Origin of the sequence: Shinella sedimenti (assembly GCF_022601905.1) — a bacterium.
Taxonomy (GTDB): Bacteria; Pseudomonadota; Alphaproteobacteria; order Rhizobiales; family Rhizobiaceae; genus Shinella; species Shinella sedimenti.
This window is the reverse complement of the sequence record NZ_JAKVIN010000004.1, coordinates 264341-277684: the sequence shown is the minus strand read 5'-3', so window position 1 is coordinate 277684 and position 13344 is coordinate 264341. Positions and strand designations below refer to the sequence as shown.

The 13344-nt window shown below is 64.0% G+C and carries 16 protein-coding genes; 12 read left to right on the top strand and 4 right to left on the bottom strand.

All coding sequences use genetic code 11. From position 1 onward, the window contains the following. Nucleotides 1-188: 188 nt before the first annotated feature. From ffh to trmD, 5 genes are all read left to right on the top strand, one after another. On the top strand, nucleotides 189-1745 hold the full coding sequence (gene ffh, locus MKI86_RS11510; protein WP_241601032.1) for a signal recognition particle protein: 1557 nt from the start codon (nucleotides 189-191) through the stop codon (nucleotides 1743-1745). Between the two features lie 11 nt (nucleotides 1746-1756). Then, a complete protein-coding gene (locus MKI86_RS11505; protein WP_241601031.1) occupies nucleotides 1757-2083 on the top strand; it encodes a chorismate mutase in 327 nt (108 codons plus the stop codon). 37 nt (nucleotides 2084-2120) lie between these two features. Beyond that, entirely contained in the window at nucleotides 2121-2483 is a 363-nt protein-coding gene (gene rpsP / locus MKI86_RS11500; RefSeq protein ID WP_241601030.1) for a 30S ribosomal protein S16, read from the top strand. Nucleotides 2484-2620: 137 nt separating this feature from the next. Next, nucleotides 2621-3202, top strand: a complete 582-nt coding sequence (gene rimM / locus MKI86_RS11495) for a ribosome maturation factor RimM (RefSeq protein WP_241601029.1) — start codon at nucleotides 2621-2623, stop codon at nucleotides 3200-3202. A gap of 1 nt (nucleotide 3203) precedes the next feature. Then, nucleotides 3204-3899: a tRNA (guanosine(37)-N1)-methyltransferase TrmD gene (trmD, locus tag MKI86_RS11490; RefSeq protein WP_241601028.1), complete on the top strand. Its 696-nt coding sequence runs from the start codon at nucleotides 3204-3206 to the stop codon at nucleotides 3897-3899. Here trmD and MKI86_RS11485 read toward each other — a convergent pair. Next, nucleotides 3881-4627: a sulfite exporter TauE/SafE family protein gene (locus tag MKI86_RS11485; protein ID WP_241601027.1), complete on the bottom strand. Its 747-nt coding sequence runs from the start codon at nucleotides 4625-4627 to the stop codon at nucleotides 3881-3883. The two genes, trmD and MKI86_RS11485, sit on opposite strands and share 19 nt — an antisense overlap. A 287-nt stretch (nucleotides 4628-4914) precedes the next feature. Between MKI86_RS11485 and rplS the strand changes: the two genes are divergently transcribed. The 5 genes from rplS (at nucleotide 4915) to MKI86_RS11460 (ending at nucleotide 9470) form a co-directional block, all read left to right on the top strand. Then, on the top strand, nucleotides 4915-5475 hold the full coding sequence (rplS, locus tag MKI86_RS11480) for a 50S ribosomal protein L19 (RefSeq protein WP_241601026.1): 561 nt from the start codon (nucleotides 4915-4917) through the stop codon (nucleotides 5473-5475). 149 nt (nucleotides 5476-5624) lie between these two features. Next, on the top strand, nucleotides 5625-6422 hold the full coding sequence (locus tag MKI86_RS11475; RefSeq protein WP_241601025.1) for a basic amino acid ABC transporter substrate-binding protein: 798 nt from the start codon (nucleotides 5625-5627) through the stop codon (nucleotides 6420-6422). A gap of 9 nt (nucleotides 6423-6431) precedes the next feature. Continuing rightward, a complete protein-coding gene (locus MKI86_RS11470) occupies nucleotides 6432-7247 on the top strand; it encodes an amino acid ABC transporter permease (RefSeq protein ID WP_241601024.1) in 816 nt (271 codons plus the stop codon). 230 nt (nucleotides 7248-7477) lie between these two features. Further along, a complete protein-coding gene (gene leuC / locus MKI86_RS11465) occupies nucleotides 7478-8887 on the top strand; it encodes a 3-isopropylmalate dehydratase large subunit (protein WP_241601023.1) in 1410 nt (469 codons plus the stop codon). Between the two features lie 70 nt (nucleotides 8888-8957). Next, nucleotides 8958-9470, top strand: a complete 513-nt coding sequence (locus tag MKI86_RS11460) for a SixA phosphatase family protein (protein WP_241601022.1) — start codon at nucleotides 8958-8960, stop codon at nucleotides 9468-9470. 113 nt (nucleotides 9471-9583) lie between these two features. On the opposite strand, the gene MKI86_RS11455 is transcribed toward MKI86_RS11460, so the two are convergent. Continuing rightward, nucleotides 9584-10414, bottom strand: coding sequence for an aldo/keto reductase (locus MKI86_RS11455; RefSeq protein WP_241601021.1), 831 nt, complete (start codon nucleotides 10412-10414; stop codon nucleotides 9584-9586). Nucleotides 10415-10519: 105 nt separating this feature from the next. Next, nucleotides 10520-11065: a L,D-transpeptidase family protein gene (locus tag MKI86_RS11450; RefSeq protein ID WP_241601020.1), complete on the bottom strand. Its 546-nt coding sequence runs from the start codon at nucleotides 11063-11065 to the stop codon at nucleotides 10520-10522. A gap of 111 nt (nucleotides 11066-11176) precedes the next feature. Between MKI86_RS11450 and MKI86_RS11445 the strand changes: the two genes are divergently transcribed. Then, nucleotides 11177-11860 (top strand): response regulator transcription factor, encoded by a 684-nt coding sequence (locus MKI86_RS11445; RefSeq protein WP_241601019.1) that lies wholly within the window; start codon nucleotides 11177-11179, stop codon nucleotides 11858-11860. Nucleotides 11861-11929: 69 nt separating this feature from the next. Further along, entirely contained in the window at nucleotides 11930-12385 is a 456-nt protein-coding gene (locus tag MKI86_RS11440) for a cyclic nucleotide-binding domain-containing protein (RefSeq protein WP_241601018.1), read from the top strand. 89 nt (nucleotides 12386-12474) lie between these two features. On the opposite strand, the gene MKI86_RS11435 is transcribed toward MKI86_RS11440, so the two are convergent. Then, the gene (locus MKI86_RS11435; protein ID WP_241601017.1) at nucleotides 12475-13281 is read right to left on the bottom strand and encodes an exodeoxyribonuclease III; all 807 of its coding nucleotides are present in this window, start codon (nucleotides 13279-13281) and stop codon (nucleotides 12475-12477) included. Between the last annotated feature and the right edge of the window lie 63 nt (nucleotides 13282-13344).

Here is a 13344-nt window from a genome sequence, read left to right as displayed (position 1 = left end):
CCGCGCCATCAGCGACAAGTGAGAATGCTTGAAGCCGCCGACCGGGACCCGCGAAGGTATAAAGAGATCCCGGAGGTCAACACCCGACAGCGCGATGCGCCCTCGGGTGCTTTTTGGCTTTGCGTCTTGTTTTCGTCGCCGATAGCACCGACGTTTCCGGCACAACTGGAAACAAGAAGGAAGACGTGATGTTTGAAACACTCCAGGACCGCCTTGGCTCCATTCTGAATGGACTGACAGGCCGTGGCGCGCTTTCCGAGGCCGATGTCTCGGCGGCACTGCGCGAGGTCCGCCGTGCGCTTCTGGAAGCGGACGTGGCGCTGGAAGTGGTGCGCTCCTTCACCGATGCGGTGCGCGAGAAGGCCGTCGGCGCGGAAATCCTGAAGTCGATCAAGCCCGGCCAGATGGTCGTCAAGCTCGTGCATGACGAGCTTGTGTCGATGCTCGGCTCCGAGGGCGTGTCGATCGATCTCAATGCGGCCGCTCCCGTCGTCATCATGATGGTCGGCCTCCAGGGCTCGGGCAAGACCACCACATCGGGCAAGATCGCCAACCGGCTGACCACGCGCGACAAGAAGAAGGTCTTGATGGCCTCGCTCGATACGCGCCGCCCGGCCGCGCAGGAGCAGCTTCGCCAGCTCGGCGTCCAGACCGGCATCGATACGCTGCCGATCATTGCCGGCCAGTCACCCACCGATATCGCCGCGCGTGCCGTGCAGGCCGCAAAGCTCGGCGGCCATGACGTCGTCATCCTCGACACCGCCGGCCGCACCCATATCGACGAGCCGCTGATGATCGAGATGGCGGAGATCAAGCGGAAGTCCAATCCGCATGAAATCCTGCTCGTCGCCGATGCGCTGACCGGTCAGGATGCCGTCAACCTCGCCCGCAATTTCGACGAACGCGTCGGCATTACCGGCCTCGTGCTGACCCGCATGGACGGCGACGGCCGCGGCGGTGCTGCCCTCTCCATGCGCGCCGTCACCGGCAAGCCGATCAAGCTGATCGGCGTCGGCGAAAAGATGGGCGAACTGGAGGAATTCCACCCCCGCCGTGTCGCAGACCGCATCCTCGGCATGGGCGACATCGTCTCGCTCGTCGAGAAGGCAGCCGAGAATATCGACGCCGAAAAGGCGGCCGCCATGGCCGCCAAGATGGCAAAGGGCAAGTTCGACCTGAACGACCTTGCCGACCAGCTGGCCCAGATGCAGAAGATGGGCGGCATGGGCGGCATCATGGGGCTGATGCCCGGCATGGCCGGCATGAAGGACAAGATGTCCGCCGCCGGTCTGGACGACAAGCTGTTCGGCCGCCAGATCGCCATCATCAATTCGATGACCAAGGCCGAGCGCGCCAACCCCGACATTCTCAAGCATTCCCGCAAGAAGCGCATCGCCGCCGGCTCCGGCACCGATGCGTCCGACATCAACAAGCTTCTCAAGATGCACCGCCAGATGGCGGACATGATGAAGATGATGGGCGGCAAGAAGGGCGGCATGATGAAGCAAATGATGGGCGGCCTGGCCGGCAAGATGGGCCTTGGCGGCCTTGGCGGCGGCATGCCGGACCTGTCGAAGATGGACCCCAAGCAGCTCGAGGCGCTGGCCAAGCAGGCCGAGGCCGCCGGCATCAAGCCGGGCAGCATGCCGGGTCTGGGCGGCGGCGGTCTGCCGGGCCTTGGCGGCGGGCGCCTTCCCGGACTCGGCGGCCTTCCGGGCATGCCCGGCCTGCCGAAGAAGAAGTGAGGGGCTGAGGCATGAGCATCGATCCGAAAGTCCGCGAACAGCTGGGCGAGTACCGGCAGTCGATCGACAATATCGACGCTGCCCTCGTGCATATGCTCGCCGAGCGCTTCCGCTGCACCCAGGCAGTGGGCGTGCTCAAGGCGACGCATGAACTGCCGCCGGCCGATCCGGCGCGCGAAGAATACCAGATCGAACGCCTCCGCCGCCTGGCGAAGGACGCCAATCTGGATCCGGATTTCGCGGAGAAGTTCCTGAACTTCATCATCCGCGAGGTGATCCGGCATCATGAAGCCATTGCCGCTGAACACAGCGGTGCAAACCAGAATACCCCTGCGTAAACCAAAGCGCAGGGTCACGACATCGAAGGAGAAAAACATGTCCCTGAAAATTCGTCTCGCCCGCGGTGGCTCCAAGAAGCGTCCGTACTACCAGATCGTCGTTGCAGACGCCCGTTCGCCGCGTGACGGCCGCTTCCTCGACCGCCTCGGCGCCTGGAACCCGATGCTCCCCAAGGACGACGCCAACCGCGTCCAGATCGACGCCGACCGCGCCAAGGAATGGATCGCCAAGGGCGCCCAGCCGACCGACCGCGTTGCCCGCTTCCTGGACGACGCTGGCGTTCTGAAGCGCGAAACCCGCAACAACCCGAACAAGGCAAAGCCGGGCAAGAAGGCTGTCGAGCGCGCCGCCGAGAAGAAGCAGAAGGAAGAAGACGCCGCTGCTGCTGCCGCCGAATAATCGACGGCACGTTCATTTCGAAGCGGGCGGCGTGTCTCATGCCGCCCGTTTTCGTTTGGAGCGTGGCGCGGAACGTCGTAAAGCGTCTTCGCCCGCCCTTGTCTGAAACCGGAACGATCGAACGCTCGGAAGCAACCATGGTGAAACTGGAAAATCCCGTCCTCATGGGCAGCATCGGCGCCGCGCAGGGCCTGCGTGGCGAGGTCCGCGTGAAATCCTACACCATCGACCCCACCGCCATCGGCGATTACGGCCACCTGCACACCGACGATGGCCGGTCCTTCGAGGTTCTGGAGGTACGCGAGGCGAAGAACGTGGTCGTCGTGCGCTTCCGCGGCATCAACGACCGCAATGCCGCCGAAGCGCTGAACGGTCTCGATCTTTACATTGAGCGCGACAACCTGCCGGACGAGGAACTGGACGAAGACGAGTTCTTCTATGCCGACCTGGAGGGGCTGGAAGCGGTCGACGAACAAGGTCGCAGCCATGGCACGGTGACGGGCATCTTCGATTTCGGCGCCGGCGACCTCCTTGAACTCAAGGGGCCCGGCAAGCGCCCGGTGCTCATCCCCTTCTCCGAAGCCGCCGTGCTGGAGATCGACGTCGAGGGCGGAAGACTGCTCATCGACCCCGTCGCCGCCGGCCTGGTTGACGACGAGAAGGAAAACGGACCGGGCAGCCGTCGCCGCCGCCCGCCGCTTTCAGACGGCGGTGAATGACGTGGCTTTCCGCGCCACCGTCCTGACCCTCTACCCGGAAATGTTTCCGGGCCTGCTCGGCCAGTCGCTGTCCGGCAAGGCCCTTGCACGCGGCGACTGGGCGCTGGATTGCGTCCAGATCCGTGACTTCGCCACCGATCGCCACCGCTCCGTTGACGATACTCCTGCCGGCGGCGGCGCGGGCATGGTGCTGAAGCCCGACGTGCTGGCGCGGGCCATCGACCATGCCAGCGAAGGCGACGAGCGCCCCCGCTTGCTGATGAGCCCGCGTGGCCGGCCGCTCACCCAGAAGCGCGTGCGCGAACTTGCAGCCGGCGACGGCGCCATCATCGTCTGCGGCCGCTTCGAGGGCGTCGACCAGCGTGTCATCGACGGGCGCGGGCTGGAGGAAGTCTCCATCGGCGACTACATCCTCTCCGGCGGCGAGCCGGCGGCCATGATCCTGCTCGATGCCGTGGTTCGCATCCTGCCCGGCGTCATGGGCAATGCGCTGTCGGGCGAACACGAGAGCTTCGAGGGCGGGCTGCTGGAACACCCGCATTACACCCGCCCGCAAGTCTGGGAAGATCGGGAAATTCCCGCCGTATTGACCTCCGGCAACCACGCGGCAATCGAGAAGTGGCGGGGCGAGGAAGCCTTGAAGCTGACGCGCGAACGCCGGCCGGACCTTCTGGCCGCTCAGCCCATCACGAAATAATAGACGGTCAGCGCCAGCCCCACGGCAACGACAAGGCCGCGAATGACCGGCTGCGGCACGCGCCGCGCTGCCCAGACGCCGGCATAGCCGCCGACGGCCCCGGCCGGCACCATGATCGCGGCCTGCGGCCAGGCCACCACATCGCCGCTCGCAAAAACGACGATCGCCATGCCGGCGATGACGAGGGCCAGGAAATTCTTCAGCGCATTCAGCCGGTGGTAATCGCCGCCCTTGGTGAGGCCGAGTACGGCGAGCGTCATGATGCCCATGCCCGCACCGAAGAACCCGCCATAGATCGAAGTCACGAACTGGCCCGCAAGCCCGGCCGGCGAGACCGGCTTTTCCGGCGAAAGCGTCTTCGGTCGCAGATAGGGCCCGGCCGCGAAGACCAGCGTCGCGCCGAGGATCAGCCAGGGAACGAGCAGGCGGAAGGCCGCGTTCGACATCGACACAAGGATGAGCGCGCCGATCAGCCCGCCCACCAGCGACAGCGCCCCGAGAACCATGGCCTCGCGCTTGTCTGCGCGGATTTCGCGCGCATAGGCGAGCGTCGAGGTAACATAGCCGGGAAACTGCGTGATGGCGGATGTGGCGCTGGCCACGATCGGCGGCAGGCCGGTCAGCGTCATCGCACCGAAGGTCAGGAAGGTGCCGCCGCCGGCAATGGCGTTCACCACGCCCGACAGGAAGCCGGCGACAAACAGGAAAACGGCATCGACGATCGTCATCTAACTCCCACGGGCCTGAAAAGGCCTCCCCTCGATTGCTGATAGCGGTCGACGCGGGGGCCGGCAAGGCGAGAAAATTCGCCCGCACAGCCCGATTCTTCCGGCATAAGGGATGACAAGGCGGCCCGATTGGTGTATTGGCCCGCTCGGATTTGGGATTATCCCGCCGACCTGCAATCAAAGAATGGCGAATCCGCTCCGTCCGGCAACGGACTACCAAAGGAGGCATGACCTCCGAGGGACCGTCGAGCGCTCTGGCTGTTTCAGAACAACCGAAGGTTAGACCGATGAGCATCATCAAGCAGCTCGAGGCCGAACAGGCCGCCAAGATTGAAGCCAAGCGCACCCTGCCGGAATTCTCCCCGGGTGACACCGTTCGCGTCAACGTACGCGTTACGGAAGGCACGCGTACCCGCGTTCAGGCCTATGAAGGCGTCTGCATCGCCCGTTCCGGCGGCGGCATCAACGAGAGCTTCACCGTCCGCAAGATCTCCTACGGCGAAGGCGTCGAGCGCGTATTCCCGGTTTACTCGCCGCTCGTCGAAGGCGTCGAAGTCGTCCGCCGCGGTAAGGTCCGCCGCGCCAAGCTCTACTACCTGCGCGATCGTCGCGGCAAGTCGGCCCGTATCGTCGAGAACGTCGGCACCCGCGCCCGCAAGCTGAACGACGCCGAGCGCCAGGCCATTGCCGAGGAAAAGGCACGTCTGGAAGCCGAGAAAGTCGCAGCCGCTCAGGCGCTTGCCGCTGAAAAGGCCGCAGCCGAAGCCGCCGAGAAGGCCGCAGCCGAAGCCGCCGAGAAGGCCGCTGCTGAAGAAGCAGCAAAGGCTGCCGAAGGCGCCGCCGAATAATCGGCAGGCCTTTGGAAGAATTGAAGCCGTCGGCCCTGGTCGGCGGCTTTTTGTTTTACGCAAACGCCTTGCGGCGCACGCGTCGTGCTTGCCTCACCGCCTGAACCTGTGACAGTGTTTCGCCGCCACAATTCCAGGAGTTCAACTCGATGTTTTCCCGCCGCACCGTCCTTGCAGGCCTCACCGCCGCTGCCCTCATGCCCGCCGCCGCGCTCGCCTCGGACCTGCCCGATCTCGGCGGCAAGACCGTCGTCGTGGTCACCGAGAACGCCTACCCGCCGCTGCAGTTCGTCGATCCCAAGACCGGTGAGCAGATCGGCTGGGAATATGACGCGATGAACGAGATCGCCAAGCGGCTGAACGTCAAGGTCGAGTACCAGAACACCTCCTGGGACGCGATGATCCAGGCCGTTTCCGACAACCAGTACAACATCGGCATGACCGGCATCACCATCAAGGACGATCGCAAGGAGAAGGTCGATTTCTCCGATCCCTACATGCGCTCGCAGCAGTTCATGCTGGTGCGCGCCGATGAAAACCGCTTTACGGACGCCAAGTCCTTCGCCGCGCTCAAGGACGGCCTGATCGCCGCCCAGCCCGGCACCTCGCCCTTCTATACCGCCGTCTACGAAATCCTCGACGGCAACGAGCAGAACCCGCGCATCAAGCTGTTCGAAACCTTCGGCGCCACGGTGCAGGCGCTCCAGGCCGGCGACGTGGATCTGGTGCTGACGGACAGCGTCGCGGCGAAAGGCTATGTCGATTCCTCGGGTGGCAAGCTCAAGGTGGTCGGCGAGCCGCTCGGCACGGAGGATTTCGGTTTCATCTTCCCCAAGGGCTCCGACCTCGTCGCGCCCGTCAACGCGGCGATCGCCGCGCTCAAGGCGGACGGAACGCTCGACGCGCTCAACAAGAAATGGTTCCTCGACTACAAGATGGGTGAGTGACGGGCCGACATGGCATCCGTTTCCCCCGGTGCTGACAAGGGTGACTACCCCTGGTGGCTGGTTGCCCTTGCCCTGATCGCGCTCACGCTTGCCGGCGTCATCGTCGCGAACGATCTCTACAGCCAGGTGTTCGGCGTCGTCCTGAAGGGGCTGTGGGTGACGATCTTCGTCACCCTCGTCGCCTTCCTGCTCGCCACCCTGCTCGGTCTCGGCATCGCCCTGATGGCCCTTTCCGAAAGCAAGGTGCTGCGCCAGATCGCGCGCTTCTATACGGAGGTCATCCGGGGCGTTCCGGTCCTCGTGCTGCTCTTCTACATCGCCTTTGTCGGCGCGCCGGCGCTGGTCGCGGTCATCAATTTCATACTCAGTCCGTTTGTCTCCGCAGGCTTGATGGAGCCGATGCTGGTGCGCGACCTCTCGCTGATGTGGCGCGCGATCATCGCGCTGATGATCGGCTATTCCGCCTTCATCGCCGAAGTCTTCCGCGCCGGCATCCAGTCCGTCGACAAGGGCCAGATCGAGGCGGCCAAGGCGCTTGGCCTCTCCCGTGTCCAGCGTTTCCGGCTCGTGGTCTTTCCGCAGGCGATCCGCGTCATCCTGCCGCCGCTCGGCAACGATTTCGTGGCGATGGTGAAGGACAGTTCGCTGGTCTCGGTGCTCGGCGTCGCCGACATCACACAGATGGGCAAGGTCTATGCCTCCGGATCCTTCCGCTTTTTCGAGACCTATTCCATCGTCGCCTATGTCTACCTCGTCCTCACCATAGGCCTGTCGCTGGCGCTGCGGGGGCTGGAAAGACGGTTGCGGCGCGGCCTGCATCCATGATTCTTCGTGGATTGCCGAAACCCGTAAAAATCGCTATATGCGGGATCATGGAATCCAAATTCGGATGCACGGAAAAGCATGTCGTCGTGCTGCAGGACCACAAGCGCCTGCCGGCACGCTTCTTTGCGCGTGTATTCGGGGCGCTCACCAGCCGCCTATCCTGATCCCTTGCGATCCGCAGCCTCGCGCTGCCTCTCCCTCATTTCCACATGCCAGACGGATGAAAAGCCATGAGCGCACCCCGTACCCTCTATGACAAGATTTTCGACGACCACATCGTCAGCCGCCAGGAAGACGGCACCTGTCTTCTCTACATCGACCGTCACCTCGTTCACGAAGTGACGTCGCCGCAGGCCTTCGAAGGTCTGCGCATGACCGGCCGCAAGGTGCGCGCGCCGGGCAAGACGCTCGCCGTCGTCGACCACAACGTTCCCACCTCGCCGGATCGTGCCCAGGGCATCAAGAACGAGGAAAGCCGCATCCAGGTCGAGGCGCTGGCCAACAATGCCGCGGAATTCGGCGTCGAATACTATTCGGAAAAGGATGTCCGACAGGGCATCGTGCACATCGTCGGCCCCGAGCAGGGCTTTACCCTGCCGGGCATGACCATCGTGTGCGGTGACAGCCACACCTCCACGCACGGCGCCTTCGGCGCGCTCGCGCACGGCATCGGCACGTCGGAAGTGGAACACGTTCTGGCCACCCAGACGCTGATCCAGAAGAAGGCCAAGAACATGCTGGTGCGCGTCGACGGCCAGCTGCCGGAAGGCGTGACCGCCAAGGACATCATCCTTGCCATCATCGGCGAGATCGGCACGGCCGGCGGCACCGGCCACGTCATCGAGTTCGCCGGCGAAGCGATCCGCTCGCTGTCGATGGAAGGCCGCATGACGGTCTGTAACATGACGATCGAAGGCGGCGCCCGCGCCGGCCTCATCGCGCCGGACGAGAAGACCTTCGAATACATCAAGGACAAGCCGCGCGCGCCCAAGGGCAAGGCGCTGGAAATGGCGCTCGACTACTGGAAAACGCTCCACACCGACGAAGGCGCGCATTTCGACCGCGTCGTCGTGCTGGATGCCGCCAACCTGCCGCCGATCGTTTCCTGGGGCTCCTCGCCGGAAGACGTCGTCTCCGTCGAAGGCGTCGTGCCGAACCCCGATGACATCGAAGACGAGACCAAGCGTTCCTCCAAGTGGCGCGCCCTCGATTACATGGGCCTGAAGCCGGGCACGAAGATCACCGACATCGCCGTCGACCGCGTCTTTATCGGCTCGTGCACCAACGGCCGCATCGAGGATCTGCGTGCCGTCGCCGCCGTCGTCGAAGGCAAGAAGGTGGCCTCCACCGTCGACGCCATGATCGTTCCAGGCTCCGGCCTCGTGAAGGAGCAGGCCGAGAAGGAAGGTCTCGACAAGATCTTCAAGGAAGCCGGTTTCGACTGGCGCGAGCCGGGCTGCTCCATGTGCCTTGCCATGAACGACGACCGTCTGAAGCCGGGCGAACGCTGCGCTTCCACCTCGAACCGCAACTTCGAGGGCCGCCAGGGCTTCAAGGGCCGCACGCATCTCGTGTCGCCCGCCATGGCTGCCGCCGCCGCCATCGCCGGCCACTTCGTCGATATCCGCGACTGGCAGTAATGCCGGCGTCATCGCCATCGTGATAGAAGGCCGGGAGCATGCTCCCGGCCTTTTTGTTTAAGGAAATAGGATGAAACGTCTTCTCCTGCTGCGCCACGCCAAATCCGACTGGCCCGACGGCGTCGAAGACCACGACCGCCCGCTGAGCGAGCGAGGTCGCCGGGACGCGCCGCGCATGGCCGCCTACATTGCCGCCGCCGGTCTCAGGCCGGATTTCGCGCTGGTGTCATCCGCACGACGCACGCAGGAGACCTGGGCTCTGGTCGCGCCGGCACTCGGCGGAGGATGCCCCTCCCGTACGGTGCCGTGGATCTACGAAGCGGAGCCGGAGGCGATTCTCAAGGCAATACAGGACGCGCCAGAGGAGAGCGAAACGCTGCTGGTCATCGGACACAATCCGGGCTTCGAGAATGTGGCCGCATTGCTCGCGCCGCACGGCGATCATGAAGCCCTCGCACGAATGAAAACCAAGTACCCGACGGCCGGTTTGGCGGTAATCGCAATCGACCGCCAGCGCTGGACTGACGTCGCGCCCGGCTCGGGCCGGCTTGAAACCTTCGTCACGCCGAAGACGTTGCCGTAACTGGTAAACGACGGCAGAGCCTGCGATATCCCCCTCATACGGCTCTTCGAGCCACCATCTCCCCGGCAGAGAGAAGGTGTCGGCAGGCGGATGAGGGGGCTCTCTTCAATCAATCAGAACGTCGCGGTCTTCGGATCCGGCCCGATACGCTTACCGTTCTTCTCCAGGCTGGCGAGGGTCGTGAGGTCATCGGCGTCCAGCTTGAAGTCGAAGACCTTGAAGTTTTCCGCGATGCGCGACGGCGTCACCGATTTCGGGATTACGACGAGCCCGTTGTCGATATGCCAGCGGATGATGACCTGCGCCGGCGTGCGGCCATGCTTTTGCGCGACCTGCCCTACGACAGGGTTTTCCAGAAGCTTGCCCTGACCGAGCGGGCTCCACGACTGGGTGACGATGCGGTGCTTGTCGTGCCAGGTCCGCGCCTCAGTCTGCGGGAAATCAGGGTGCAGCTCGATCTGGTTGATCACGGGCGTGATGCCTGTCTCGTCAATCAGGCGCTGGAGGTGCTCGGGATAGAAGTTCGACACGCCGATGGACCGGGCCCGGCCCTCCTTCTGGATCTGGATGAAGGCCTTCCAGGTATCGACATACTGGTCGCGATTTGGCGCAGGCCAGTGGATGAGATAGAGGTCGACATAGTCGGTGCCGAGACGCTTCAGGCTGGCATCGAATGCTTTCAGAGTCGAATCGTAGCCCTGATCGGCGTTCCACAGCTTGGTCGTGAGGAAGATTTCCGAGCGGTCGACGCCGGAGGCGCGGATGCCTTCGCCCACCCCCTGCTCGTTCTCGTAGATAGCCGCCGTATCGATATGCCGGTAGCCCTCCGAAAGGGCCGCCTTCACCGCTGTCACGGCCGTGTCGTTCGGGGTCTGCCAGACGCCGAGGCCGACCTGCGGAATGCTGTTGCCGTCATGAAACAGGATTGTTGGTTGATCGCTCATCAGAATATCTCCCTGAAATGAGGGTGCGCCAGAGCCATCGAGGGCTCTCCGTCGCCATGGACCGACGCCGGTGCGGCAACCGATATAGGGCCGCGATATGCGCTTTTAAAGAACGCGCACCGTGGTGCCGCGGCGCAGATGCGGCAGGATGCGCAGCATGTCGCGTCTGGCCACGGCGATGCAGCCGGCGGTTGGCTCGTAGCCGGGGCGGGCAAGATGGAAGAAGATTGCCGAGCCGCAATGGCGCCGCCGCGACGTCACGTTCCAGTCGAGCACGAGGCAGATATCGTAGAGTTCGTCCGAGCGCTGCATCTCCTCGTGGCTCGGCCGGAACGGGGCTCTTACGAGCCGGTTGTAGCTCGGATGGCCAGGCGCATCGCACCAGAGCATCGACGGCCGGATGCGTCTGAGCGAAAGTCCGCTGGCCGGTGCGCAGAGCCGGTCCCCGCGCAGGAAGCCGTAGAGCAGCGGCATGGCCGCAATCGGTGTTGCGCCGTCGCCCTCGCGCTTGCGGCTGGTGCGGCCCGAGCGGCCGAGGGCCGCGGGCAGGCGAAGGGGCCCGAGCTGCACGATCGCCCGGCTGCGGTTTCCCGCCACCGGCCGCACGACAATGGTCTTCACGCGATGTTCATCAGATGTGATCCGGCTCATTTTATTCCGCCATATTCGCGCCACGCCACGACTCTCTTGGCTAAGTCCATGGGCGGGCTTGCCAAAAGCGCCAGTTCCCTTACTTTCCAGAGGAATGCCGAGAGGTAAAGCATGACATCCCGCACCATCCTTCTTGTCGATGACGACAACGACCTCCGTGAGACGCTCGTCGAGCAGCTTTCGCTCTACGAGGAATTCTCCACGCTCGAGGAATCCACCGCCGGAAAGGGCATCCAGACCGCGCGTGCCAGCCAGATCGACCTCCTCATCATGGATGTCGGCCTGCCGGACATGGACGGCCGTGAAGCCGTGAAGCTCCTGCGCAAGGGCGGCTTCAAGGCGCCGATCATCATGCTCACCGGGCACGACACCGATTCGGACACCATTCTGGGGCTGGAAGCCGGCGCAAACGATTACGTCACCAAACCTTTCCGCTTCGCCGTGCTGCTCGCCCGCATTCGCGCCCAGCTACGCCAGCACGAGAGCAGCGAAGACGCCACCTTCACCGTCGGCCCCTACACGTTCAAGCCCGGCCAGAAGCTGCTGACGCTGGAAAACGGCCAGAAGATCCGCCTGACGGAGAAGGAAGCGGCGATCATCCGCTACCTCTACCGCGCCGATCAGAAGGTGGTGACGCGCGACGTGCTTCTGGAAGAGGTCTGGGGCTACAATTCCGGCGTCACGACCCACACGCTGGAGACCCATGTCTACCGGCTGCGCCAGAAGATCGAGCGGGACCCTTCCAATGCGGAGATTCTCGTGACAGAAAACGGCGGCTACAAGATCGTACCGTAACGTTTTTCGCGGCCGGCATGGCGCAGCTTCCTGCAGCGCCATCGACCGCAACACAAGGAGACGCCGAACGTGGCTCTCAGCGATGATATCGCCCTTCTTTCGCGCGTGCCGCTTTTCGCGGGCCTTGCCGATGACAAGCTGCGCCTGATGGCCTTCGGCGCCGAACGCCGGCGGCTGGTCGAGGGACAGACGCTGTTTCGCGAGGGCACCTCGGCCGATTGCGGCTTCGTCATCGCGGAAGGATCGTTCCAGCTCACCTCTACCCTCCGCGACGGTTCGATGCGAGACGAGGGCACGGCCGGCGCCGGCACGCTTCTGTCGGAACTCGCGATGATCTCGGCCGTCGAGCGCAAATATACGGCACTGGCGATGGAAGACAGCGAAGTCATCCGCATCAACCGCCCGCTCTTCCGCCGCATGCTGGAGGAATATCCCGACGTCGCAGTCCTGGTCGATGCACGCATCCGCGAAAACCTCGCCGCGATGATCGAGCAGATGCGCGGCCTCACCGGCCGTTTTGCCTGAAAGAATGCCTGTAGAGAGTGGGTCGCCCTTCATCCGCGGGGGCTATCCTCGCTGGAACGACGCCGGACCGAGGGCCCCCCCAAGCAACCTCAGAAATCGAATTCCGCAATCACAGGCACGTGGTCAGACGGCCGTTCCCAGCCGCGCGCCTCGCGGATGACAGCGATGTTGGAAAGATGCGGTTCGAGATCGGCGGACGACCAGATATGGTCGAGGCGGCGGCCCTTGTTGGCGGCCTGCCAGTCGGCCGAACGGTAGCTCCACCACGTATAGAGCTTCTCGGTGGCCGGCACCTTGCGCCGCATCAGATCGACCCAGGCACCCTTCGTCATTACGTCGGTCAGACCCTCGGTCTCGATCGGCGTGTGGCTGACGATCTTCAGGAGCTGCTTGTGCGACCACACATCATGCTCCAGCGGCGCGATATTGAGGTCACCGACGAGGATGGAGGAGATACCCGCCTCGGCCTCCGCATGCAGCAGCTTCATTTCCTCGATGAAATCGAGCTTGTGGCCGAATTTCACGTTGATGGTGCGGTCGGGCTCGTCGCCGCCGGCCGGCACATAGAAATTGTGCAGGCGGATCGACTTGCCCCGGTGATGAAACAGCACGGAGACATGGCGCGCATCGCCGACGCCGCAATAATCACGCCGCTCGACCAGCTCCGTCAGCGGCAGGCGCGAGACGGTGGCGACGCCGTGATAGCCCTTCTGGCCATGCATGACGATATGCTCGTAACCCAGCGCCTTCAGCGGCTTGGAGGGAAACTGGTCGTTCGGGCACTTGGTCTCCTGAAGGCACAGGATATCGGGCGAAAACGTCTTGAGGAAATGCTCGACAAGCGGCATGCGCAGCCGAACGGAGTTGATGTTCCACGTCGCAATCGAAAGTGCCATGCCCGTCCCCGAAAACTGTTCCGGCCCGTCAGGCGGGCCGGTCGGGGCGTCTTAGCGCATGTG

What these genes read in the sequence shown, in the direction of transcription:
- ffh (WP_241601032.1), top strand. Translation starts at nt 189, where the DNA reads ATGTTTGAAACACTCCAGGACCGCCTTGGCTCCATTCTGAATGGACTG.
- MKI86_RS11505 (WP_241601031.1), top strand. Translation starts at nt 1,757, where the DNA reads ATGAGCATCGATCCGAAAGTCCGCGAACAGCTGGGCGAGTACCGGCAG.
- rpsP (WP_241601030.1), top strand. Translation starts at nt 2,121, where the DNA reads ATGTCCCTGAAAATTCGTCTCGCCCGCGGTGGCTCCAAGAAGCGTCCG.
- rimM (WP_241601029.1), top strand. Translation starts at nt 2,621, where the DNA reads ATGGTGAAACTGGAAAATCCCGTCCTCATGGGCAGCATCGGCGCCGCG.
- MKI86_RS11485 (WP_241601027.1), bottom strand. Translation starts at nt 4,627, where the DNA reads ATGACGATCGTCGATGCCGTTTTCCTGTTTGTCGCCGGCTTCCTGTCG.
- rplS (WP_241601026.1), top strand. Translation starts at nt 4,915, where the DNA reads ATGAGCATCATCAAGCAGCTCGAGGCCGAACAGGCCGCCAAGATTGAA.
- MKI86_RS11475 (WP_241601025.1), top strand. Translation starts at nt 5,625, where the DNA reads ATGTTTTCCCGCCGCACCGTCCTTGCAGGCCTCACCGCCGCTGCCCTC.
- MKI86_RS11470 (WP_241601024.1), top strand. Translation starts at nt 6,432, where the DNA reads ATGGCATCCGTTTCCCCCGGTGCTGACAAGGGTGACTACCCCTGGTGG.
- leuC (WP_241601023.1), top strand. Translation starts at nt 7,478, where the DNA reads ATGAGCGCACCCCGTACCCTCTATGACAAGATTTTCGACGACCACATC.
- MKI86_RS11460 (WP_241601022.1), top strand. Translation starts at nt 8,958, where the DNA reads ATGAAACGTCTTCTCCTGCTGCGCCACGCCAAATCCGACTGGCCCGAC.
- MKI86_RS11455 (WP_241601021.1), bottom strand. Translation starts at nt 10,414, where the DNA reads ATGAGCGATCAACCAACAATCCTGTTTCATGACGGCAACAGCATTCCG.
- MKI86_RS11450 (WP_241601020.1), bottom strand. Translation starts at nt 11,065, where the DNA reads ATGAGCCGGATCACATCTGATGAACATCGCGTGAAGACCATTGTCGTG.
- MKI86_RS11445 (WP_241601019.1), top strand. Translation starts at nt 11,177, where the DNA reads ATGACATCCCGCACCATCCTTCTTGTCGATGACGACAACGACCTCCGT.
- MKI86_RS11435 (WP_241601017.1), bottom strand. Translation starts at nt 13,281, where the DNA reads ATGGCACTTTCGATTGCGACGTGGAACATCAACTCCGTTCGGCTGCGC.